The following is a 21,467-nucleotide window of genomic DNA, read 5'->3' on the forward strand; positions in this document are numbered from 1 at the left end:
AGGGCGGCGCTTAAACTGAAGCGGATTACTGTTTCTTTCCTGCTTCCTGCTTAGCCTTATCGGCATCAGCTTTAGCGTCTTCTTTCGGTGCCGGTTTAATATCCAGCAGCTCAACGTCGAACACCAGGGTGGAGTTCGCCGGAATCCCCGGAACGCCAGCCTTACCATAAGCCAGACCCGGCGGGATAACCAGTTTGATCTTGCCGCCTTTCTTAATGTGCTTCAGACCTTCGGTCCAGCCTGGAATAACGCCGTCCAGACGGAAAGAGAGCGGCTCGCCGCGGGTGTAGGAGTTATCGAACTCTTTACCGTCGATAAGCGTACCTTTGTAGTTCACCACCACGGTATCGCTGTCTTTCGGTGCGTCGCCGCTACCCTCTTTCTCTACTTTATACAGCAGACCGCTCTTGGTGTTTTTCACACCTTTCTCGGCAGCGAAGTCGGTACGGAACTTCTTACCTTTGGTTTCGTTTTCCGTCGCTTCTTTTTCCATACGTTCCTGAGCGGCGGTCTTCACACGGGTTTCAAACGCCTGGAGCGTTTTCTGAATTTCCTCATCGGAAAGCTTGCTCTTATCAGCAAAAGCATCCTGAACACCGGAAATCAGCTGGTCTTTATCCAGTTTAATCCCCAGTTTTTCCTGCTCTTTCAGTGAGTTTTCCATGTAGCTGCCCAGAGATGCACCCAGGGCATAAGCGGATTTCTGATCGTCATTTTTGAAATTCGCTTTGCTGTCGCTCGCAGCGGCAGCCGGTTTAGCTGCATCAGCAGCGGACGCCAGCGGTGCATTCAGCGCCACAGCCATCGTGGTCGCAAGCAGCGTTACTTTAAACAGTGATTTCATCCATTATCTCCAGCCCGAAGTCTCTCGCCCCGGGTTTGTATGAACCGAATTGTGTACTATACCGTCTGTGAGAAAAGCAACACAATCTCACCCGGTCTGATCCCGAGTCAAGTTAAGACTATTTTTGTTTAAATAAGTTTCCTCAACGGCAATAAGCCACTGTCAGACCCGGGGAATTCCAGTAAAATCCCGGAGCCGTACAGGGGCTGCGGCAAATCCCAGGAGGAATCATGCACGACAAATCGACCGAACAGCGCCTGGCCGAACTGGAAAGCCGCCTGGCATTCCAGGAGCTGACCATCGAAGAACTGAACCAGACGGTCACCGCCCATGAGCTGGAAATGGCCAGGCTACGCGAACATCTGAAAATACTGGTAGAGAAGATCAAGTCCAGCCAGGAGTCGCTGGTCGCACACCAGTCAGAAGAAACGCCACCGCCGCACTACTGAAATACAGACATAAAAAAAGCTTCCGGATGGAAGCTTTTTTTGCATTTATAGCGCGCTTAGTGGCAACCGCAACCGCCGTTACCGCAACCGCCTTTGCCATGCTCGTGGTCGTGGCCGTGACCGCCGCAGCAGCCGTCGCCTTCACCGTGATGATGGTCGTGCTCGCCGTGAACGTGGCCGTGAGCCAGCTCTTCCGCCGTCGCTTCACGAATCGCCACCACTTCAACGTTAAAGTTCAGGTTCTGACCCGCCAGCATGTGGTTACCGTCAACCACAACGTAGTCATCGCCGACTTCGGTAATTTCTACCGGTACCGGACCCTGATCGGTTTCAGCAAGGAAACGCATCCCCACCTGCAGCTCATCAACGCCCATGAAGACGTCTTTCGGTACGCGCTGAACCAGGTTTTCGTCGTACTGACCGTAGGCATCGTTGGCGCCAACGCTAACGTCGAATTTATCGCCAACGCTGCGGCCATCCAGTGCTTTTTCCAGGCCTGAAATCAGGGAGCCGTGACCGTGCAGATAGTCCAGCGGCGCACTCACCGGAGACTCATCAACCATTACACCGTCTTCTGTACGTACCTGATAGGCCAGACTGACCACCAGGTCTTTTGCTACTTTCATGATATCTCCTGAGCGTGAGAAAGTGACGGGCGCCGATTGTAGCGGAAATCGACGCCGCTGTACCCCTTAGCTTAAAAAAACCTGCCGCATCTCGCTAGTCCGGATGGAAAATCCCGATAACCTGTTCACGATCGCGCACGCTACCGCGCGCCTCTTTATCGGCTTCACGCATCTGGTGACCGCACTTCACGCACTCAACAATATCTACGCCGTTTTCGCGCCACATCGCCATGGAATCCTGCGCCTGACAGTGTGGACACACTGCACCGGCGATAAATCTTTTACGCACTGTCATTACTCAGTCCTCTATTCGAACTCATCCCAGCCGTTGATCTGACGTCGCTCCTGCTGCATCTCTCGCTCAAAAATCTCTTCCAGCTCGCGCCGGGCTTCACGCACCCGGGAAATTTGCGCATTGTCGCTGTGAAGCGGCATCAGCTCGCGCAGCATGCTCATATCCAGACGACGGAAGTGATGCTGGGCACGTAACGCCTGATGAGGATGCATCCCCAGCGACATCAGCGCCTTGCGCCCCAGCTCCAGAGCACTGGAGAAGGTTTCACGACTGAACAGACTGACCCCGGCCTGCAATAACTCATGGGCCTCTACCCTGCCCCTTGCCCGGGCCAGAATCGCCAGGTGGGGGAAATGATGCTGGCACAGATGGACGATCTTCATCGTATCTTCCGGCTCATTGCAGGTGATGACTATCGAGCGGGCACGATCCGCGCCTGCCGAACGCAACAGTTCCAGCTCCGCGGCATCGCCGTAATACACCTTGTAGCCATATTTACGCATCAGATTGACTGCGGCGATATCACGCTCCAGCACCGTAATACGCTTCTTATTGGCCATCAGCAAACGGCCAATCACCTGACCGAAGCGGCCGAAGCCCACCACAATCACCTCCGGCTGATCGTCTTCCACCCAGGGCTTTTCATTACTCTCTTCCGTACTGTTGATTCGTCGGGCCAGCAGTTTGTCGATAAGCTTCATCAGCAGCGGCGTAGTCATCATCGACAGCGTGACCGTCACCAGCAGTAGCGCCATCTGATCGCTATCGAACAGCTTCTGGGCAGAAGCGGCGGAAAACAGCACGAAGGCGAACTCACCGCCCTGACTCAGTACGCCCGCAAACTGAAGCCGCTCGTCGGCGCGCAGGCCATGCAGGCGAGCCAGCCCCCAAAGCACTAACACTTTCACCGCCACCAGCACCAGTACGCTGACCGCCACCCACAGCAGATGGGTGTAGAGCACGCCCAGGTTCAGCGCCATCCCAACCGAGATGAAAAACAGCCCCAGCAGCAGCCCCTTAAAGGGCTCAATCGCAATCTCAAGCTCGTGTCGGTATTCGCTTTCCGCCAGCAGTACCCCGGCAATAAAGGTGCCCAGCGCCATCGAGAAGCCCAGCGCATCCATAAACAGCGCAGAACCCAGCACCAGTAGCAGCGCCGCCGCGGTAAACACCTCGCGCACGCCGGAGCCAGCAATAAAGCGGAACACCGGGCGCAGCAGATAGCGACCAAACAGCAGCATACCGGCAAAGGCCAGTACCTTCAGACCAATACGGATCCAGTCCGGATGATCGTCGCCATTGCCCGCCAGCAGTGGCACCAACGCCAGCGCCGGAATGACAGCCAAATCCTGAAACAGCAGTACCGAAAAGCCCAGTTGCCCGGATTCGCTGCGATTCATCCCCTTATCGCGCATCAGCTGCAGCGCCATTGCCGTTGACGACATCGCCAGCCCGATACCGCCGACCAGCGCGGCCTGCCAGCTGAAATTGGTCAGCATCAGCAGCCCCGCCAGCACCCCGGCGCTAATCAGCACCTGACCGGTACCGACGCCGAAAATCGGGCGCCGCAGTTGCCAGAGCCGGGACGGATTGAGCTCCAGTCCGATGATAAACATCAGGAACACCACGCCCAGTTCGGAGAAGTGCAGAATTTCGTCGACATCGCTGATAAACGCCAGCCCCCAAGGGCCAATGGCGATCCCCGCCAGCAGGTAGCCCAGCACGGCGCCAATGCCCAACCGGGCAGCGATCGGCACCGCCACCACGGCGGCAAACAGAAACAGCAGCCCCGCCAGCAGTAAATCACTTCCTTCCATCAGTGTCCTCCCGGCGGCAGCGGCTCGGCCAGCCATTCGCCGTAAGCGCTGGCGTAGTGAGCCAGCGCGGTGGCGGACTGGCGGCGAGCCTGGTAAATAATCATCGGATTCATCCAGTGCATCCGGCACATGGCGGCGGTCAACTCAAAAGGGCGCAGCACCTCATTCAGGGTGTAGTGATTCAGGCCGTCACGGCGCCATGCCGCCTGCGGCTCACCGGTAGTAATCACGTTACGCCAGTACTTTCCGGCCAGCACATCACCGCCCGGGCCACTGGCAAAACCGCGACTCAACACGCGATCCAGCCACTCTTTCAGTAGCGCCGGGCAGCTGTAGGTATAGAGGGGATGCTGAAACACCACGATCTCATGCTGCTCAAGCAGCTCCTGCTCATGGCGGATATCAATAAAAAAGTCCGGGTAGTGCGCGTAAAGGTCGTGCACGGTGACATTGCTTAACTGCCGAGCCGGTTGGAGCAAAACCCGGTTGGCTACCGAGTCCTGGGATTCCGGATGGGCATACAGCAGCAAAACTTTAGGCGGCTGCGACATCATTACCCTCCAGGGCGTCGTCTTCGATTCTGTTTTGGGCTACCATGCAGCCCGGGCGGGCATACCACCATGCTACGCCTTCGTCACGACAATTTAACATACTCTGAACATACGGCGCCTTATGATTGTTTTCTCATCTCTCCAGATCCGCCGCGGCGCTCAGCTTTTGCTGGATAACGCGACCGCCACCATCAACCCCGGTCAAAAAGCAGGGCTGGTGGGCAAGAACGGCTGTGGCAAATCGACGCTGCTGGCACTGCTGAAACATGAGATCGCCGCCGACGGCGGCAGCGCCACCTTCCCCGGCAACTGGCAGCTCGCCTGGGTGAATCAGGAAACTCCGGCGCTCGCCATGCCGGCCATCGAGTATGTTATCGATGGCGATCGCGAATATCGCCAGCTCGAACAGCAGCTTGCCAGCGCCAACGAGAAAAACGACGGCCACGCCATCGCCACGCTCCACGGCAAGCTCGACGCCATCGACGCCTGGACCATCCACGCCCGCGCCGCCAGTCTGTTGCACGGACTGGGCTTCAGCAACGCCCAGTTGGAGCGCCCGGTCAGCGACTTTTCCGGGGGCTGGCGTATGCGTCTTAACCTGGCCCAGGCGCTGATCTGCCGTTCCGATCTGCTGTTGCTTGACGAACCCACCAACCACCTGGATCTGGATGCGGTGATCTGGCTGGAAAAATGGCTGAAAAGCTATCAGGGAACGCTGATTTTGATCTCTCACGATCGCGACTTTCTCGATCCCATCGTGGACAAAATTATTCATATCGAGCAGCAACAGCTGTTCGAATACACCGGCAATTACAGCAACTTCGAGCGCCAGCGCGCTACGCGTCTGGCCCAGCAGCAGGCGACTTACGAAAGCCAGCAACTGAAGGTCGCGCATCTGCAAAGCTATATCGATCGTTTCCGCGCCAAAGCGACCAAGGCCAAACAGGCCCAGAGCCGTATTAAGATGCTGGAACGCATGGAGCTCATCGCCCCGGCCCACGTCGATAACCCGTTCCACTTTAGCTTCCGGGCGCCGGAAAGCCTGCCGAATCCACTGCTGAAGATGGAACACGTCAGCGCCGGTTATGGCGATAAAGTCGTGCTGAAGTCGATTAAGCTCAACCTGGTTCCGGGTTCACGCATCGGTCTGCTGGGGCGTAACGGCGCCGGTAAATCCACGCTGATCAAGCTGCTGGCGGACGAACTGGCGCCGCTTAACGGCGAAGTGGCGTTAGCCAAAGGCATTAAGCTGGGCTATTTCGCCCAGCATCAGCTGGAGTTTCTGCGTGCCGATGAGTCTCCGCTCCAGCACATGGCGCGTCTGGCACCAAAAGAGACCGAACAGGCGCTGCGCGACTATCTGGGCGGTTTCGACTTCCGCGGCGATAAGGTCAGCGCTCCCACGCAGCACTTTTCCGGCGGCGAAAAGGCCCGGTTGGTGCTGGCGCTCATCGTCTGGCAGCGCCCCAACCTGCTGCTGCTGGACGAACCGACCAACCACCTGGATCTCGATATGCGTCAGGCGCTCACCGAAGCCCTGATCGGCTTTGACGGCGCGCTGGTGGTGGTTTCGCACGACAGGCACCTGCTGCGCTCCACCACCGACGACCTCTATCTGGTGCATGACGGGCTGGTAGAACCCTTCGACGGCGATCTTGACGACTACCAGCAGTGGTTGAGTGACCAGCAGAAGCAGGAGAGTCGCCAGGATACGGCAGCAAAGCCGGATAGCACCAACAGCGCCCAGGCGCGTAAAGATCAGAAGCGGCGCGAAGCGGAATTCCGCAACCAGACCCAACCGCTGCGTAAACGGATAGCGACTCTTGAGAAGCAGATGGAAAAACTGGGCGATACGCTGGCGGCAGCCGAGGAGAAGCTGTCGGACCAGGGGCTGTACGATCCCGATCGTAAAGCCGAGCTAACCGAATGCCTGCAGGCCCAGAGCCAGGCTAAATCCGCTCTGGAAGAGACGGAAATGGCCTGGCTGGAAGCGCAGGAACAGCTGGAGCAACTGACTCAGGTATTCGAGGAGCAGTAACGCCCGGACCATGGCTGTGCGTCGGCGAGACAAGGCGCAAGGAGCCGAGGGAACGGAGCATACAAATAGTATGTGAGTATCCCGAGGCGACGCAGCAACGCCGTCACAGCCACGCACAGCCATTACCCCCGATAAAAAGGCTTATCGCCCAGTATCGTCGCCCGATGCATCACCCGCCGCTGAGGCAGGTAGTCGGCGTTGGCGTAATGCTGCGTTACCCGATTGTCCCAGATAGCGACATCATTTTCCTGCCAGCGCCAGCGCACCTGAAATTCTGGCTTCGTGATATGGGCAAACAGAAAGCCCAGTAGCGCGTCGCTCTCTTTGGGCGCCAGATCGACAATTCGGGTGGTGAATCCTTCATTAACGAACAACGCCTGACGTCCGCTGACCGGATGGGTACGCACTACCGGATGTAGCAACGGCGGGTTATTCTCCACCGCCCGCTTCCAGCGTTCATGACTCTCCTTGCTGTCTCGGTGCCGGTACTCCGGAAAGGATTTGGTGAAGTCGTGCTCCGCCCGCAGCCCGCACAACAGCTGTTTCAGCGGCGCGGAAAGCGCTTCATAAGCCGCGATACCGCTAGCCCACAGGGTATCGCCACCGCTGGCGGGCAACTGCTTCGCCGCCAGAATAGCGCCCAGCGGCGGGTTTTCGATAAAGGTCACGTCGGTATGCCAGTTATCGTTATCCGGCGGATTATCGTTATGGGTATCCAGCACGATAATCTCATCAGCCTCACGAGCGTGAGGATAGACCGGGTGAATATGTAGATCGCCAAAGCGCCGTGCCAGGTCGCGCTGCTGCGTCGGCACAATCGGCTGATTGCGGAAAAACAGTACCTGGTGCTTCATCAGCGCGTGATAAAGCTGCTCAAACTGCACATCGCTCAACGGTTTTGCCAGCGACAGATTATCAACCAGAGCCCCAATAGCGGGCCCCAGCGGGGTAATGCTCAGACGTTCGTTCATCGTTGTACTCCATGCCAGGGAGTCAGCCGCCGCGTCAGTATGCGCAACCCCAGCTCCAGACCAAATGCGATTATCGCAATCACGCCAATACCGGCCAGCACCACATCGGTCGCCATAAACTCACCGGCGGACTGCACCATAAACCCCAGACCACGGGTGGCGGCGATCAGCTCAGCCGCGACCAGCGTGGACCAGCCAACGCCCAGCCCGATACGCAGGCCGGTTAAAATTTCCGGTAGCGCCCCGGGCAGAATCACATAGCGCAACACCTGCCAGCGGCTGGCGCCCAACGACTGCGCGGCGCGCACTCGCACCGGATCGACGCTGCGAACTCCCGCCACGGCGGAAAGCGTGACGGGGGCGAAAATCGCCAGATAAATCAGCAGAATCTTCGGTGTTTCACCAATGCCGAACCAGATCACCATCAGCGGCAGCCAGGCCAGCGGCGGAACTGGCCGGTACAGTTCAATGAGCGGATCGAACACCGCACGGACTTTATCGTTCAACCCCATCGCAATACCGACGGGAACGCCGATAACCGCCGCCGCCAGCAGCGCCACCAGAATGCGCCCCAGACTGGCCGCCAGATGCTGCCACAGCGTGGCATCCATAAAGCCCTGAGATCCGCCAATAACCATAAGTTGATGCAGTACCTGCTGCGGCGCAGGCAGAAACAGCGGATCGATAAGCTCCAGCGTTGTCACCAGCCACCAAACTGCCAGTACGGTCAACAGCGTAGCGGCGCTCAGCCAGAGTCGCCCCGGTATCCGCCACCGGTAGCGCGTTCCTGGACGGGTTGCGGCTTTTAACGTGGCATGCAGGCTCATAGCAGGGCCTCCCGCTGGTGAAAAACGCTGCCCAATACATACTCGCGGTAGCGGATGAATTCAGGATCCGACTTAATGCTGCGGCAGGATTCGCCCTCCACGTAGCGACGCCCGAAGTCGAGGTTCAGGCGATCCACAACCCTGCCAGGCCCCGGCGACAGAATCAGTAGCTCGCTGGCCAGCAGAACCGCCTCTTCAATATCGTGGGTAATCAGCAGAATCTGCTTGCCGGTATCGCGCCAGATGGTCAGCAGCAGCTCCTGCATCTGCTCGCGGGTGAAGGCATCCAGCGCGCCAAAGGGCTCATCCAGCAACAGCAGGCGCGGGTCCGCCGCCAGGGCTCTGGCAATCCCCACCCGCTGGCGCATACCGCCAGACAGTTGCCAGATAAAGTGCCGCTCATAGCCTTCCAGCCCCACACGCCGAAGCATGCGCTGCGCTATATCATGCCGTCGGGGCTGCTCCACCCCGGCCAGTTGCAGGCCAAAGCTCACGTTATCCAGCACGTTGCGCCACGGCAGTAGCCCTTCATTCTGAAATACCACGCCGCGATCGGCCCCCGGCCCGGTCACCAGCTGACCATCATGGGTAATCTTCCCCGAGGAAGGCGCCGTAAATCCGGCAATCAGGTTGAGCAGCGTGGTTTTACCGCAACCCGAAGGGCCAAGTACCACCACCAGAGAGCCGCTGTCTATCTGCAACGAAATATCGCGCAGTACCTGATGCCCCTGGTAACCGGCGCTGAGATGACTGACCTTCAGCATATGCCCTCCTTAGGGTTGAACCTGTTTCACAAAGCGATCGGTCACCCAGTCGCTGTAATCGTCACTAACCCGGGCAACCTTGCCCTGCTGTTTCAGGAATTGCGCGGTATCGTGAATCGTATGCGCCACCGGTCCGCCCTGAGCGAGCTGCTCTATTTGCTGCGCCACCGGCAGATAGCGATTTCCCTTAACCAGTCCCGGAATCTGTTCCTGCGGCACGCCGCTCAGACGCGACAGAACGCTGAGGTGCTCCTTATCTTTCAGCCAGGCATCTGGCGCCTTCAGGTATTCCCCCTGAGCGGTCAGCGCGCTGGCTGCAAACGCGGTAACAACTTCCGGATGCGCTTCGGCGAAATCCTTGCGTACCACCCAGACATCCAGCGTCGGTTTTCCCCACTGCCCTACCTGCCCGGAATCGGTCAGCACCCGGCCCTGTTTCGCCATGGCGTTAACCACCGGAGCCCAGACATAAGCACCGTCGATATCGCCGCGCTGCCATGCCGCGGCAATAGCAGGCGGCTGCAGATTGACAATAGTCAGTTGATCGGGACGAATGCCCCAGTGCTGTAACGCCGATAGCAGGCTGTAATGAGCCGTGGAGATAAAAGGCACGGCAATACGTTTACCGATAAGATCCTGCGGCGAGCGGATTTTCTGGTTCACCACCAGCGCTTCCGAACTGCCGAGCTGCGACGCAACAAGGAAAACTTCAACCGGCAGACGCTGGCTGGCGGCTACCGCCAGGGGGCTGGAGCCAATATTGCCGATTTGCACATCTCCAGAGGCCATCGCCCGCAGCACGCCGGCACCGCTGTCGAACTTACGCCAGTCAACCTCTGCTCCGGACTGCTTCGCAAAGCGATTCTCTGCCTGAGCCACTTTGGCCGGTTCCGCCGAGGTCTGATACGCTACGGTCACCTCTACCGCCTGGGCAGCTCCTGCCGTCAGCACCAGTGCCAGCAGCGTCGCTGCCCGAAATAAAGGAAATCTGCCCGCCATCATTCGCTCCGTTATTCACTCTCTGTTAGCGACAGTTGTATCCGGACGCGAAGACTATAAAAAGAAATAAAAAATTATCTTTTATTTCTTAAAGGAATATAAAGAAAATACCGCCCCTGGAGTCCATATATTTCTCATGGCCTTGTTGGCTCGCCTCTGCGCGTGAAGTACCATTACGCCCATTGTTTCCGTGGCCAGCCTCACGTCATTTTGCTGCAGACGGACTGTTCTCTTATTTAAGGAATGCATTAATGACGGAAAGCACCTCAGTCACCGTTTCCGCCTCTCAGGCCCCCCTGGATATTACCGACGCGCTCCCTTCTGATGAGCGGCTAACCCAGGAACAACAGCAGGAAGTTCAGCAACTCATCGAGCAGATAGATATTAACGATCCGGTGCTTTCCCTGTCTTACGGCGCCAAAACCATGAATGGCATTTCACGCTTTTCCGACGCCCTGATGGAGCAAGTGCGCGCCAAAGATGCCGGCGCTATAGGTGAACAACTGACCGACATGTTGGGTAAGGTAAAGTCCGTCGATCTGACCGCCTTCGACAAAAAGCCCGGCATGCTGGCCTCGATCCCCTTGATCGGCAAGCTGTTTAACCGCGTCGAACGCTCGCTCATGGAGTATCAAACGCTGGCGCAGCAGGTGGAAGGTATTACCCGTAAGCTGGATGAAGCGATGGTCGATCTACTCCGCAATATCTCTACGCTGGAGCAATTGTTTACCCGCAACCGCGACTTCTTCCAGCAGATCAACCTGCATATCATCGCCGGTAAGCGCAAGCTGGAGCAGCTCCAGCAACACGATCTGCCTCAGGCCCAGGCGCAGCTTTCCGATAACCCCATGAATGCCCAGGTTGTCCGGGATATGATTGACGGGATGCAGCGCTTTGAGCGCCGCCTGCATGACCTGATGCTGTCACGCACCATTGCGATACAAACTGCACCGCAGATTCGCCTGATGCAGGGGAACAGCCAGGCGCTGGCGGAAAAAATACAGAGCAGCATTCTGTCCACCATTCCCATCTGGAAAAGCCAGATTGTGCTGGCGCTGTCGCTGCATTCACAGCGTCAGGCCACAAAGCTGCAGAAAGAGGTTTCAGATACCACCAACGAGATGCTGCGTCGCAATGCAGAGCTGCTGCAGACCGGCACTCTGGAAACCGCCCGCGAAGTGGAGCGGTCGGTAGTGGATATCGAAACCCTGCGTGATGTGCAGTCCCGTCTGCTGAACACTATTGAAGAGTCGGTCAATATCGCCAGCGACGCCCGCAAGCGTCGCAGCGAAGTGGAAAAAGAGCTGTCATCCATGGAAAACGACCTGCGCCTTCGCCTTGCGAATATCGCCAACGGCGGCGCGGGAAAAGTAGAGCAGGCATAACATGAGCAGTCTTGAGCAACGCCTTGCCGAAAGGTTGACCGATAAACGCTGGAAACGCGCTACGCTTGTATTTTTGCTGTTCGTCCTGGCAAGAGGATTCATGAATAACTTCCAGCCACTGGCTACGGAACTCCATCCCCCGCTCCCGGAAGATGAGGGCTCCCTTGATGGCGCCATCCTGGTATTCTGCTGGGCAGGATTCACGATTCTGTTCCGGACTCTGCTTTTTGACCGTAGGGCTCTTGCGATGGGAATAGCCGCCGGTCTGCTCTGGATCCCCACTGGCGATATTCTGGCGCTCCCGTTCTGGGCTGGCAGTATGGCGCTGCTGGTGTATCTGCTGAACAGTCTGGGAAAATGGCGCGGCATCCATTACTGGTATATGGCGCTGTGGAGCTTCGTTATCGGTAGTTATATAGAAGCCTATACGCTTCTCAACAGCCCCTTCTATACTGGTGCGATTATTGCCCTTTTCGTCACTTACTGTAAGTACTGGTATCCGCGGTTTATCCAGGAGCGGCAAGCCGCGCAAGAAGAGGATGAAGACGACGAAGAGGAAGCGTTTGACGAAGACAAGGAGCCTGATAACAGCGAGGACGAACCGGAACTGGCGCCGTTTGAAACGGAAATAGCCCGCCTGGAGAGTCTGGAAAATCTGGAAGGCGCTGTTCACAGCGAACTTAAAGGCATTATTAAGTATGCGCGGCTTATCCAGCACTGCATGCTGACCGACCCGCGGGATATGCAGCCCGGCCAGGATTTCCTGAACCGCTATCTGCCGTCAGTCGAGGAGATCATCACCAAAAGCCAGAACCTGTCCAGTCAGCTTGCCGGACATGGGAATGAACATCAGGTCACGGCCCGCAGCGTGGAAATATTGAAAGCGCTACGTTCCGCTTTCCGCCAGAAGCACGCCCAGTTGCTGGAAAACGACGAAACGGAACTGAACACCGAAGTCAGTACTCTGGAAAAGCTGCTAAAAACAGACGGCTTCCTGTAACCCCTTTCGGGCCCACAGCAACTGGCGGGCCCGCATCGGCTACATCAATAATCTCGTTTTCTCCCTCACGACACAGGCACGATCAGGTCGAGCTCTTTGCTTATTTCCTGATGATTCCCATGGGAAATAACATGTTGTGGGATCAACTGACCATGGGCGACAGATTTGGACGGAATATAAATGCCGTCAGTGAAGGGAATAAAACGCTTCGCCTGATATACTTAAAAATGCTAGGGGTATTCGAATACTTCACCAATAACCGATTGACGTAAAAGAGAAACCAGCACATTCAGGATGTGCTCACCAGAATAGTTTTCAGTATTAACCGCAACGGCAATCGCCTTAACATGGACTGAATACCTCCGTAGATAAAACATTTCAGCACGGGCATTCTTATTCTGATTCATTATGACGTATTCCTCACAGGATTGATTTAATAAGCATTCCTTAACTGTGGGTCCCCCTCTTTGAGACGAATTAAACAGACCAAAAAAAGCATCAACAATCTACGGATTTACCGGTATGATGGCGGATTAATTAACTAAAATTACTCTGTACCATGGCAGAAATTACCCCTGCAGAACTCTCCGCCAATAGTGACGAGACGCAGCTTTTCCGCCCAATGATCGGCGCACGCAATCCGCATATGCAAACCATGCTGCCGCGCCTGATACGCCGTCGGCTGCGCTTTACCCCCTGGTGGCAAAGAATCGATACGCCGGACGGCGATTTTATCGACCTCGCCTGGAGCGAACACCCGTCAAAAGCACAGCATAAGCCGCGCCTGGTGGTGTTTCACGGCCTGGAGGGCAGCCTGCACAGCCCATACGCTCACGGGTTGATGAATGCGGCAAAACAGCGCGGCTGGCTGGGCGTGGTGATGCACTTTCGCGGCTGTAGCGGCGAACCAAACCGCATGAACCGCATCTATCACTCCGGCGAAACTAACGATGCCAGCTACTTCCTGGACTGGCTGCGCCGGCGCTACGGCGCTCGTCCGACCGCCGCGGTGGGATTTTCGCTGGGCGGTAATATGCTGGCCTGCCTGATGGCCCAACAGGAAAAAGCCTGTTCGCTGGCGGCTGGCGTCGTGGTGTCGGCGCCGCTGATGCTGGAGCCCTGCTGCTACCATATGGAAAAAGGGTTTTCCCGTTTCTACCAGCGCTATCTGCTGAATCTGCTGAAGGCTAACGCCGGGCGAAAACTCAAGGCCTGGCCCGGAACCCTGCCCATCGACAGAGCCCGCCTGAAACGCATTCGCCGCATCCGGGAGTTCGACGATCTGATTACCTCGAAAATCCACGGTTTTCGTGATGCCCTGGACTACTACCGACGCTGTAGCGCACTGCCAATGCTGCCGCAAATAGCCCGACCGACGCTGATTATCCACGCGAAAGACGATCCCTTTATGGATCACCAGGTCATTCCGGATCTCGACCATCTGCCCCCCAACATTGAGTATCAGCTGACCGAGCACGGTGGCCACGTCGGCTTCGTGGGGGGAACACTACGACACCCGGAAATGTGGCTGGAAAAACGTATTCCCGACTGGTTAAGTCAATTCCTGGATGGATAAATGATTATTCCCTGGCAGCAGATATCGGCGGAAACGCTGGATAGTCTGATAGAAGCCTTTGTGTTGCGCGAAGGCACCGATTACGGTGAACATGAGCGTTCGCTCGAACAAAAAGTGGCGGATGTAAAGCATCAGCTACAAACCGGCGAAGCCGTTGTGGTATGGTCGGAACTTCATGAAACGGTCAACATCATGCCGCGCTCGCAATTCCGCGGCTAATATCTGGTTTACCAAACAATTCGCCGTGTTTCAGTGGCTACACCCCTGTACTCAAGGAGTTGCTCAGCTATGTCCACCAGGCATCCGATTATCGCCGTCACCGGTTCCAGCGGTGCGGGAACCACCACCACCAGCATCGCATTTCGTAAGATTTTCGCCGAACTTGGGCTCAGAGCCGCCGAGCTCGAAGGTGACAGTTTCCACCGCTATACCCGCCCGGAAATGGATATGGAGATTCGCAAGGCCCGGGATTTAGGGCGCCATATCAGCTATTTCGGCCCGGACGCCAATGACTTTGGTCTGCTGGAAAATACCTTTACCGAATATGGTCATAGCGGTACGGGAAAGTCCCGCAAATATCTACATACCTACGATGAAGCAGTGCCCTGGGATCAGGTGCCAGGCACCTTTACTCCCTGGCAGCCGCTACCAGAACCTACGGACGTGCTGTTCTACGAAGGGCTGCACGGCGGCGTGGTCACCTCGCAGCACGATGTGGCGCAGCATGTGGATCTACTGGTCGGCGTAGTACCCATCGTCAACCTGGAGTGGATTCAGAAACTGGTGCGCGACACCAGCGAGCGCGGCCATTCCCGTGAAGCCGTGATGGATTCGGTGGTGCGTTCGATGGAAGACTACATCAACTACATCACCCCGCAGTTCTCACGTACCCACATCAACTTCCAGCGCGTGCCGACGGTAGATACCTCTAATCCCTTCGCCGCCAGAGAGATCCCGTCGCTGGATGAAAGCTTTGTGGTGATCCACTTCCGGGATCTGGAGGTCGATTATCCCTGGCTGCTGGCGATGCTGCAGGGCTCGTTTATCTCGCATATCAATACGCTGGTGGTGCCGGGCGGCAAGATGGGACTGGCGATGGAGCTGATTATGACGCCGCTGGTGCGGCGCATTATGGAAGGTAAAAAGATAGCCTAATCCCTGGCTGGGGAGGGGAATCTGTCTCCCCTCCCCAGCCAGCATCAGCCTTCCACCACCTCATATGAATGGGTGATATTCACCGCTTTACCCAACATCAGCGCCACAGAGCAGTATTTCTCGGCAGACAAATCCACCGCACGCGACACCGCATTGTCTTTCAGATCCTGGCCGGTAACGATAAAGTGCAGATTGATATGAGTGAACAGGCGCGGCGCCTCTTCACGACGCTCCGAGGTTAGCTTCACCTCGCAGTCGGTCACGCCGTGGCGACCCTTTTGCAGAATAGAGACCACATCGATGGCGCTACAGCTTCCCACCGCCATCAGCACCATCTCCATCGGACTGGGGGCCTTGTCGCCGGAATTCCCGTCCATCAGCACCTGATGCCCGGAGGCGGACTCACCCAGGAAAGTCAGGCCCTCAACCCATTTTACTCGTGACTGCATGTTGTCGCTCCCATCAAGCCATTCTTCCCCACAGAGTAAGCCGCCGCAAAGAAAGTCGCAACAGAAGGCGATCCGGGTCAAGCTGAAACGAGACAATAGGAGACACCCGGAAAAAGCTATGCTAAAACACTGAGGATACCCTCTCGCGGCGCGGCGAAGCGCGTACGGGATGAAATTTCACGTGAAATTTATGTAGCTTACAGGCTTTTCTCATGCCAGATCCCCAAGAGCGGGGACAAACGATCAATACGCCCGGAGGCCCATATTCTTCCGGGCGTCAGCTTATAACCAGAGGATAACCGCGCATGGTGCTTGGCAAACCGCAAACAGACCCGACTCTCGAATGGTTTTTGTCTCATTGCCACATTCATAAGTATCCATCGAAGAGCACACTTATTCATCAGGGTGAAAAAGCCGAAACCCTCTATTACATCGTTAAGGGCTCTGTCGCAGTACTTATCAAAGATGAGGAAGGGAAAGAGATGATCCTCTCTTACCTGAATCAGGGGGATTTCATTGGTGAACTGGGGCTATTCGAAGAAGGCCAGGAGCGTAGCGCCTGGGTACGGGCGAAAACCGCCTGCGAAGTCGCTGAAATCTCCTATAAGAAATTCCGTCAGCTGATCCAGGTAAACCCGGACATTCTGATGCGCCTTTCCTCGCAGATGGCCCGCCGTCTGCAGGTCACCTCAGAGAAAGTGGGCAATCTCGCCTTCCTGGATGTGACAGGTCGTATCGCACAGACTCTGCTGAACCTGGCAAAACAGCCGGACGCAATGACCCATCCGGACGGAATGCAGATCAAAATCACCCGTCAGGAAATCGGGCAGATCGTGGGCTGTTCCCGCGAAACCGTTGGCCGTATTCTGAAGATGCTGGAAGATCAAAACCTGATCTCCGCACACGGGAAAACCATCGTCGTCTTCGGTACCCGTTAATCCCGGTCTGTAACGGCGTGTTGTGGCAACGCGCCGTTTTTCTCTTTGCCACTGACGCGTTACCCTGTGCCAATGCGCCGACTGATCTATCACCCCGAAGTTAACTACGCGCTGCGTCAGACCCTGGTACTGTCGCTGCCGGTGATTATCGGGCTAATATTCGGTAGCCTGCAACAGGGCCTGCTCTTCTCGCTGGTTCCCGCCTGTTGCAATATCGCGGGCCTGGATACCCCCCATAAACGTTTCTTTAAACGCCTGATCGTCGGCGGCTCGCTGTTCGCCTTTAGCAGCCTGATGGTGCAGCTACTGCTGATGGAAAAGCTGCCACTGGCCGCCATCTTCTTCGGAATGGCGCTGTTACTGGGCGTTACGGCGGAAATCAGCGCCCTGCATGGCCGCCTGTTGCCTGCTTCGCTTATCGCCGCGATCTTTACTCTGGGGCTGGCCGGCAATATGCCGGTCTGGCAGCCGATGCTGCTGTATGCGCTCGGCACCCTGTGGTACGGCGCCTTTAACTGGTTCTGGTTCTGGATGTGGCGTGAGCAGCCGCTACGCGAGACCCTGAGCCTGCTCTATCGCGAACTGGCGGACTACTGCGAAGCCAAATACAGCCTGCTGACCCAGCATACCGATCCGGAAAATGCGCTGCCGCCGCTGCTGATTCGTCAGCAAAAGGTGGTGGATCTCATCAGCCTCTGTTATCAGCAGTTGCATATGCTATCTGCCACCAGCCGCCAGAATGATTATAAGCGCCTGCTGCGCGTCTTTCAGGTGGCGCTGGATCTTCAGGAGCATATTTCCGTCAGCCTTCACCAGCCTGAAGAGGTACAGAAACTGGTAGAGCAGAGCCACGCGGAACCGGTGATTCGCTGGGCGGCCCGTACCGTGGCCGCCCGGCTGCGCGTAGTCAGCGACGATATACTCTACCACCGCTATCCCCGGCGCTTTAGCATGGAAAAACCCATCTCCGCGCTGGAAAAGATTGCCCGCCAGCATCCGGAAAACCCGGTGGGGCAGTTCTGCCACTATCACTTCAGCCGTATCGCCCGACTACTGCGCACCCAGCGCCCGCTCTATATTCGGGATCTGATGGCCGACCGGCAACAGCATCTTCCGCTGCTTCGGGCGCTGCGCAGCTATCTGTCGCTGAAGTCCTCGGCGCTGCGTAGCGCAGCGCGCATTGGAACCATGCTTGCCATCGCCAGTCTGCTTGGCGCCGCGCTCAATCTGCCCAAACCCTGGTGGATACTAATGACCATCATGTTTGTCACCCAGAACGGCTATGGCGCCACCCGGGTACGCATTCTGCACCGGGCGGGGGGAACTATCGCGGGTCTGTTAATTGCGGCGGGCGCGCTACACTTTAACGTACCCCAGGGCTATATTCTGGCGGGAATGCTGCTGATAACGCTGATTGGCTACCTGATAATCCGTAAACATTACGCGCTGGCGACCGTCGGATTTACCATCACTGCGGTTTACAGCCTGCAACTGCTTTCGCTGAGCGGTGAGCAGTTTATTATGACCCGACTGGTGGATACGCTGCTCGGTTGCCTGATCGCCTTTGGCGGCATGGTCTGGCTGTGGCCTCAGTGGCAGAGCGGCCTGCTACGACAGAATGCCCACGATGCGCTGGAGCGCGACCAGCAGGCCATCCGCCAGATCCTGAGCGACGATCCACAGCCCGGCCCGCTGGCCTGGGAGCGAATGCGGGTCAATCAGGCCCATAATGCGCTCTATAACTCGCTAAATCAGGCAATGCAGGAGCCATCATTCAATAACCGTTACCTGGCCGATATGAAGCTATGGGTAACCCACAGCCAGTTTATCGTCGAGCATATTAACGCCATGACGATCCTGGCGCGCGAGCATAATATGCTGACGCCAGCGCTGGCCCAACGCTATCTGCAATCCTGTGAAATCGCTATTCAGCGCTGCCAGCAACGGCTGACCTGGGACAACCCCGACGACAGCGGCGCCATTCACGTACTGGACGACCCCGAGGCGCTCACCATTGGCCCAATGAGCACCATGGAGCGCCATCTGGATCGCATCCTCAGCCATCTGAATGCGATGCATACCATCTCTTCCGTGGCCTGGCATCAGCGCCCCCACCACGGCGCCTGGCTACGCCGCCGTCTGCAAAGCCACAAATAATCATCCCAGGGCGATTTTCTGCACCGCTTTGGCGAAACGCGCCATGCCTTCATCGATGTCGGCGTCTTCCACCACCAGCGACGGCGCCAGACGAACCACGTCCGGCCCGGCATTCAACACCATAACGCCCTGCTCCGCTGCTGCGTTCAGCAGATCCCGGGCGCGCCCTTTATATGCTTCACTCAACTCAGCACCAATCAGTAGCCCCATACCGCGAACTTCGCTGAAAATATTGAATTGCTCGTTGATCTGACGCAGATGGTCGACAAAACGCTGACGCTTGCTCTGAATGCCACCCAGCACTTGTGGGGTATTAATGATGTCGAAGGCCGCTTCCGCCACCGCGCATGCCAGCGGGTTACCGCCATAGGTCGAGCCATGGGAGCCCACGTGGAAAGCAGAGGCAATCTCCTGGGTCGTCAGCATCGCGCTCACCGGGAAACCGCCGCCCAACGCTTTGGCGCTGGTCAGAATGTCCGGCGTCACACCGTAGTGCATATAGCTGAACAGCTTGCCCACGCGACCCATACCGCACTGTACCTCATCAAAGACCAGCAACGCCTGATAGTGATCGCACAGGTCACGCAGCCCCTGCAGGAACTCCGGCGTGGCGGCGGTGACTCCCCCTTCTCCCTGAATCGGCTCGACCACCACGGTACAGGTGTGGTCATCCATGACGGCTTTCACGGCGTGCAGATCGTTAAAGGGCACATGGATAATATCAGCAGGTTTAGGGCCGAAGCCGTCTGAATACTTGGGCTGTCCACCGACCGATACGGTAAACAGTGAACGCCCGTGGAAAGCATTATGGAAGGCGATAATTTTGGTTTTGTACGGACTGTAGCGCGTGGAAGCATAGTAACGCGCCAGCTTAAAGGCGGTTTCATTGGCTTCGGTGCCGGAGTTCATGAAAATCACCCGCTCAGCGAAGGTCGCGTCAATGATCTTACGACCCAGACGCAGCGCCGGTTCATTGGTGAACACATTGCTGGTATGCCACAGAGTCTCTCCCTGCTGCTTCAGCGCCGACACCAGAGCCGGGTGGCAGTGTCCCAGTGCCGTGACGGCAATACCACCGGCAAAGTCAACGTACTCTTTGCCCTGCTGGTCCCAGACCCTGCTGCCCTGCCCCTTCACCGGGATAAACTGCGCCGGTGCATAAACGGGCAGGATGACATCATCAAAAGTGGCGCGAGTAATCGCTGAATTTTCATTTGCCATGGGTTAACCGTCCCTTTTTTACGCACATCTTTAATTGAAAATATAATCATTAAATATGCATAAAAAATCACACACTGGCAAACATAAAATCAGCGCTTCAGGAAGTTTTCCAGCAACCGGTGCCCCTGTTCGCTCAGGATACTCTCGGGATGAAATTGCACCCCCTCCAGCGCCAGCGTCCGGTGGCGCAGCCCCATAATCTCCTGCTCATCACTCCAGGCCGTCGCTTCCAGACAGTCAGGTAAGGTAGCGGGGTCCACCAGCAGCGAATGATATCGGGTCACCGTCAGGGGATTATTCAGCCCCTGGAATACACCGACGCCCGTATGGCGGATAGCGGAGGTCTTGCCGTGCATCACCTTACCGGCACGTACCACCGATGCGCCAAACGCCTGGGCGATCGCCTGATGCCCCAGACAGACCCCCAGAATCGGCAGCCGACCGGCGAAATGGCGGATAGCAGCCAGAGAAATGCCTGCTTCATTGGGCGTGCAGGGACCGGGGGAGATCACCAGTTGCCGGGGTGCCAGCGCCGTTATCTCATCAAGCGAGAGCTCATCATTACGCTTCACCCTGACATCAGCCCCGAGTTCGCAGAAATACTGGTAGAGGTTCCAGGTAAAAGAGTCGTAGTTGTCGATCAGTAATAGCATAGCGGCTCCGGCAAAAATGATACCGCGCTATTCTACGCTTTTTCCCCTGCTACGCTCACGACAGTTGCGAACAACGCCTCCAGTGGCGCCGGATCGCCCATAGCGCTACTCTGGCAGGCATCGCGCCATGCCTGTGGGGTAACGGGTTTCCAGTCCAGACAGTAACCAGCGTGGATCGCCATCTGTTCAAAGAAAATACGCTGAGTACGACCGCTACCGAGCCGGAACGGATGCAGAACATTAATCTCGCCGTAATACCAGGCCAGCCGCGTCACAAAGCGATGGCGCTCCAGCCCCGCCAGATAGTGCTCATTCTCCAGCTTTTGCATCAGCGCATTACCCTCTTTTTCGATTCGGGTAAACAGGCAGAAAGGCGTATCTCCCAGCGAAATATCCACCTGGCGCAGTTCGCCGGCCCGATCGAACAGTTCGATAAACAGATGATGATGGATGGCGCACAGCCAGGGCAAGCCGCGCAGTACCGGGCCCAGCTCCAGCGTGGCAAGGCGTTGCGTCGTCAACGCCAGCGCTTCGCCGCTCAGTGCGTTACCCGCGGGCTCCGGCGCGCGCCCGGAATCAGGGATCTCCAGCCGACAGCTGTCCTGAAAGCAGGGCAAGCGTCGCTGTTCCCACAGGCGGATTTTTTGTTTGTCGGTGAGTTTTTTGGTCATGACACCTCCCGTACGCAGCCCGTTTGCCACAAGTATAAGCAGCAATTCCGGACCGCGTCGGGGGCAGAGCAGCACGCGGGC

Annotated in this window: 23 protein-coding genes; 9 read left to right on the plus strand and 14 right to left on the minus strand. The window is 56.9% G+C overall.

Features of this window, described 5'->3' with window-relative positions:
• Window positions 1–25: 25 nt before the first annotated feature.
• Entirely contained in the window at window positions 26–844 is an 819-nt protein-coding gene (gene fkpA, locus FEM41_RS03435) for an FKBP-type peptidyl-prolyl cis-trans isomerase (RefSeq protein ID WP_138094455.1), read from the minus strand.
• Window positions 845–1,074: 230 nt separating this feature from the next.
• Between fkpA and FEM41_RS03440 the strand changes: the two genes are divergently transcribed.
• Window positions 1,075–1,293 carry a SlyX family protein gene (locus FEM41_RS03440; RefSeq protein WP_138094457.1) on the plus strand — a complete coding sequence of 73 codons (219 nt, stop codon included), beginning with the start codon at window positions 1,075–1,077 and terminating at the stop codon, window positions 1,291–1,293.
• Window positions 1,294–1,349: 56 nt separating this feature from the next.
• Here FEM41_RS03440 and slyD read toward each other — a convergent pair whose 3' ends face one another.
• The 4 genes from slyD to kefG form a co-directional block, all read right to left on the minus strand.
• The gene (gene slyD / locus FEM41_RS03445; protein WP_138094459.1) at window positions 1,350–1,919 is read right to left on the minus strand and encodes a peptidylprolyl isomerase; all 570 of its coding nucleotides are present in this window, start codon (window positions 1,917–1,919) and stop codon (window positions 1,350–1,352) included.
• A gap of 94 nt (window positions 1,920–2,013) precedes the next feature.
• Window positions 2,014–2,214 carry a YheV family putative zinc ribbon protein gene (locus FEM41_RS03450; RefSeq protein WP_138094461.1) on the minus strand — a complete coding sequence of 67 codons (201 nt, stop codon included), beginning with the start codon at window positions 2,212–2,214 and terminating at the stop codon, window positions 2,014–2,016.
• An 11-nt stretch (window positions 2,215–2,225) separates the two neighbouring features.
• Window positions 2,226–4,031 (minus strand): glutathione-regulated potassium-efflux system protein KefB, encoded by a 1,806-nt coding sequence (gene kefB, locus FEM41_RS03455; protein ID WP_138094463.1) that lies wholly within the window; start codon window positions 4,029–4,031, stop codon window positions 2,226–2,228.
• Entirely contained in the window at window positions 4,031–4,582 is a 552-nt protein-coding gene (gene kefG, locus FEM41_RS03460) for a glutathione-regulated potassium-efflux system ancillary protein KefG (RefSeq protein ID WP_175340213.1), read from the minus strand. The genes kefB and kefG overlap by 1 nt, the downstream gene beginning before the upstream one ends.
• 121 nt (window positions 4,583–4,703) lie before the next feature.
• On the opposite strand from kefG, the gene FEM41_RS03465 reads away from it, so the two are divergent.
• Window positions 4,704–6,620, plus strand: a complete 1,917-nt coding sequence (locus tag FEM41_RS03465; protein ID WP_138094467.1) for an ABC transporter ATP-binding protein — start codon at window positions 4,704–4,706, stop codon at window positions 6,618–6,620.
• Window positions 6,621–6,742: 122 nt separating this feature from the next.
• On the opposite strand, the gene tauD is transcribed toward FEM41_RS03465, so the two are convergent.
• The 4 genes from tauD to tauA are packed head-to-tail and all read right to left on the minus strand — an operon-like array spanning window position 6,743 to window position 10,181.
• Window positions 6,743–7,591, minus strand: a complete 849-nt coding sequence (gene tauD / locus FEM41_RS03470; RefSeq protein WP_138094469.1) for a taurine dioxygenase — start codon at window positions 7,589–7,591, stop codon at window positions 6,743–6,745.
• Window positions 7,588–8,418 carry a taurine ABC transporter permease TauC gene (gene tauC, locus FEM41_RS03475; protein ID WP_138094471.1) on the minus strand — a complete coding sequence of 277 codons (831 nt, stop codon included), beginning with the start codon at window positions 8,416–8,418 and terminating at the stop codon, window positions 7,588–7,590. The genes tauD and tauC overlap by 4 nt, the downstream gene beginning before the upstream one ends.
• The gene (gene tauB, locus FEM41_RS03480; protein ID WP_138094473.1) at window positions 8,415–9,182 is read right to left on the minus strand and encodes a taurine ABC transporter ATP-binding subunit; all 768 of its coding nucleotides are present in this window, start codon (window positions 9,180–9,182) and stop codon (window positions 8,415–8,417) included. Before tauB ends, tauC begins: the two co-directional genes overlap by 4 nt.
• 9 nt (window positions 9,183–9,191) lie before the next feature.
• Window positions 9,192–10,181: a taurine ABC transporter substrate-binding protein gene (tauA, locus tag FEM41_RS03485; RefSeq protein WP_168198862.1), complete on the minus strand. Its 990-nt coding sequence runs from the start codon at window positions 10,179–10,181 to the stop codon at window positions 9,192–9,194.
• 251 nt (window positions 10,182–10,432) lie between these two features.
• On the opposite strand from tauA, the gene FEM41_RS03490 reads away from it, so the two are divergent.
• Entirely contained in the window at window positions 10,433–11,566 is a 1,134-nt protein-coding gene (locus FEM41_RS03490; protein ID WP_138094475.1) for a toxic anion resistance protein, read from the plus strand.
• A 1-nt stretch (window position 11,567) separates the two neighbouring features.
• A complete protein-coding gene (locus FEM41_RS03495) occupies window positions 11,568–12,566 on the plus strand; it encodes a 5-bromo-4-chloroindolyl phosphate hydrolysis family protein (protein ID WP_138094477.1) in 999 nt (332 codons plus the stop codon).
• A 230-nt stretch (window positions 12,567–12,796) separates the two neighbouring features.
• Here FEM41_RS03495 and FEM41_RS24480 read toward each other — a convergent pair whose 3' ends face one another.
• Window positions 12,797–12,973, minus strand: coding sequence for a hypothetical protein (locus tag FEM41_RS24480; RefSeq protein WP_168198754.1), 177 nt, complete (start codon window positions 12,971–12,973; stop codon window positions 12,797–12,799).
• Between the two features lie 152 nt (window positions 12,974–13,125).
• Between FEM41_RS24480 and FEM41_RS03500 the strand changes: the two genes are divergently transcribed.
• From FEM41_RS03500 to FEM41_RS03510, 3 genes are all read left to right on the plus strand, one after another.
• Complete coding sequence (locus FEM41_RS03500; RefSeq protein ID WP_138094479.1) at window positions 13,126–14,142, plus strand: hydrolase; 1,017 nt, start codon at window positions 13,126–13,128, stop codon at window positions 14,140–14,142.
• Window positions 14,143–14,361, plus strand: a complete 219-nt coding sequence (locus FEM41_RS03505) for a YheU family protein (protein WP_138094481.1) — start codon at window positions 14,143–14,145, stop codon at window positions 14,359–14,361. It begins immediately after the preceding gene.
• A 69-nt stretch (window positions 14,362–14,430) separates the two neighbouring features.
• Window positions 14,431–15,297 carry a phosphoribulokinase gene (locus FEM41_RS03510; RefSeq protein WP_138094483.1) on the plus strand — a complete coding sequence of 289 codons (867 nt, stop codon included), beginning with the start codon at window positions 14,431–14,433 and terminating at the stop codon, window positions 15,295–15,297.
• 44 nt (window positions 15,298–15,341) lie between these two features.
• On the opposite strand, the gene FEM41_RS03515 is transcribed toward FEM41_RS03510, so the two are convergent.
• Entirely contained in the window at window positions 15,342–15,746 is a 405-nt protein-coding gene (locus FEM41_RS03515; protein WP_138094485.1) for an OsmC family protein, read from the minus strand.
• Between the two features lie 305 nt (window positions 15,747–16,051).
• On the opposite strand from FEM41_RS03515, the gene crp reads away from it, so the two are divergent.
• Together crp and FEM41_RS03525 are read left to right on the plus strand one after the other, a co-directional pair.
• The gene (crp, locus tag FEM41_RS03520; protein WP_138094487.1) at window positions 16,052–16,684 is read left to right on the plus strand and encodes a cAMP-activated global transcriptional regulator CRP; all 633 of its coding nucleotides are present in this window, start codon (window positions 16,052–16,054) and stop codon (window positions 16,682–16,684) included.
• A 72-nt stretch (window positions 16,685–16,756) separates the two neighbouring features.
• Complete coding sequence (locus tag FEM41_RS03525) at window positions 16,757–18,841, plus strand: YccS/YhfK family putative transporter (protein ID WP_138094489.1); 2,085 nt, start codon at window positions 16,757–16,759, stop codon at window positions 18,839–18,841.
• Here the strand turns inward: FEM41_RS03525 and argD are convergent, their stop codons facing one another.
• The 3 genes from argD to FEM41_RS03540 form a co-directional block, all read right to left on the minus strand.
• Window positions 18,842–20,062: a bifunctional acetylornithine/succinyldiaminopimelate transaminase gene (argD, locus tag FEM41_RS03530; RefSeq protein WP_138094491.1), complete on the minus strand. Its 1,221-nt coding sequence runs from the start codon at window positions 20,060–20,062 to the stop codon at window positions 18,842–18,844.
• Window positions 20,063–20,151: 89 nt separating this feature from the next.
• Window positions 20,152–20,715 carry an aminodeoxychorismate synthase component 2 gene (pabA, locus tag FEM41_RS03535; RefSeq protein WP_138094493.1) on the minus strand — a complete coding sequence of 188 codons (564 nt, stop codon included), beginning with the start codon at window positions 20,713–20,715 and terminating at the stop codon, window positions 20,152–20,154.
• A gap of 32 nt (window positions 20,716–20,747) precedes the next feature.
• Window positions 20,748–21,386, minus strand: coding sequence for a putative adenosine monophosphate-protein transferase Fic (locus FEM41_RS03540; protein WP_138094495.1), 639 nt, complete (start codon window positions 21,384–21,386; stop codon window positions 20,748–20,750).
• Between the last annotated feature and the right edge of the window lie 81 nt (window positions 21,387–21,467).

Source organism: Jejubacter calystegiae (genome assembly GCF_005671395.1).
GTDB lineage: Bacteria > Pseudomonadota > Gammaproteobacteria > Enterobacterales > Enterobacteriaceae > Jejubacter > Jejubacter calystegiae.

Excerpts from the sequence above, each read along its gene's own strand:
- fkpA (WP_138094455.1), bottom strand. The coding sequence starts at position 844 with ATGAAATCACTGTTTAAAGTAACGCTGCTTGCGACCACGATGGCTGTG.
- FEM41_RS03440 (WP_138094457.1), top strand. The coding sequence starts at position 1,075 with ATGCACGACAAATCGACCGAACAGCGCCTGGCCGAACTGGAAAGCCGC.
- slyD (WP_138094459.1), bottom strand. The coding sequence starts at position 1,919 with ATGAAAGTAGCAAAAGACCTGGTGGTCAGTCTGGCCTATCAGGTACGT.
- FEM41_RS03450 (WP_138094461.1), bottom strand. The coding sequence starts at position 2,214 with ATGACAGTGCGTAAAAGATTTATCGCCGGTGCAGTGTGTCCACACTGT.
- kefB (WP_138094463.1), bottom strand. The coding sequence starts at position 4,031 with ATGGAAGGAAGTGATTTACTGCTGGCGGGGCTGCTGTTTCTGTTTGCC.
- kefG (WP_175340213.1), bottom strand. The coding sequence starts at position 4,582 with ATGTCGCAGCCGCCTAAAGTTTTGCTGCTGTATGCCCATCCGGAATCC.
- FEM41_RS03465 (WP_138094467.1), top strand. The coding sequence starts at position 4,704 with ATGATTGTTTTCTCATCTCTCCAGATCCGCCGCGGCGCTCAGCTTTTG.
- tauD (WP_138094469.1), bottom strand. The coding sequence starts at position 7,591 with ATGAACGAACGTCTGAGCATTACCCCGCTGGGGCCCGCTATTGGGGCT.
- tauC (WP_138094471.1), bottom strand. The coding sequence starts at position 8,418 with ATGAGCCTGCATGCCACGTTAAAAGCCGCAACCCGTCCAGGAACGCGC.
- tauB (WP_138094473.1), bottom strand. The coding sequence starts at position 9,182 with ATGCTGAAGGTCAGTCATCTCAGCGCCGGTTACCAGGGGCATCAGGTA.
- tauA (WP_168198862.1), bottom strand. The coding sequence starts at position 10,181 with ATGGCGGGCAGATTTCCTTTATTTCGGGCAGCGACGCTGCTGGCACTG.
- FEM41_RS03490 (WP_138094475.1), top strand. The coding sequence starts at position 10,433 with ATGACGGAAAGCACCTCAGTCACCGTTTCCGCCTCTCAGGCCCCCCTG.
- FEM41_RS03495 (WP_138094477.1), top strand. The coding sequence starts at position 11,568 with ATGAGCAGTCTTGAGCAACGCCTTGCCGAAAGGTTGACCGATAAACGC.
- FEM41_RS24480 (WP_168198754.1), bottom strand. The coding sequence starts at position 12,973 with ATGAATCAGAATAAGAATGCCCGTGCTGAAATGTTTTATCTACGGAGG.
- FEM41_RS03500 (WP_138094479.1), top strand. The coding sequence starts at position 13,126 with ATGGCAGAAATTACCCCTGCAGAACTCTCCGCCAATAGTGACGAGACG.
- FEM41_RS03505 (WP_138094481.1), top strand. The coding sequence starts at position 14,143 with ATGATTATTCCCTGGCAGCAGATATCGGCGGAAACGCTGGATAGTCTG.
- FEM41_RS03510 (WP_138094483.1), top strand. The coding sequence starts at position 14,431 with ATGTCCACCAGGCATCCGATTATCGCCGTCACCGGTTCCAGCGGTGCG.
- FEM41_RS03515 (WP_138094485.1), bottom strand. The coding sequence starts at position 15,746 with ATGCAGTCACGAGTAAAATGGGTTGAGGGCCTGACTTTCCTGGGTGAG.
- crp (WP_138094487.1), top strand. The coding sequence starts at position 16,052 with ATGGTGCTTGGCAAACCGCAAACAGACCCGACTCTCGAATGGTTTTTG.
- FEM41_RS03525 (WP_138094489.1), top strand. The coding sequence starts at position 16,757 with ATGCGCCGACTGATCTATCACCCCGAAGTTAACTACGCGCTGCGTCAG.
- argD (WP_138094491.1), bottom strand. The coding sequence starts at position 20,062 with ATGGCAAATGAAAATTCAGCGATTACTCGCGCCACTTTTGATGATGTC.
- pabA (WP_138094493.1), bottom strand. The coding sequence starts at position 20,715 with ATGCTATTACTGATCGACAACTACGACTCTTTTACCTGGAACCTCTAC.
- FEM41_RS03540 (WP_138094495.1), bottom strand. The coding sequence starts at position 21,386 with ATGACCAAAAAACTCACCGACAAACAAAAAATCCGCCTGTGGGAACAG.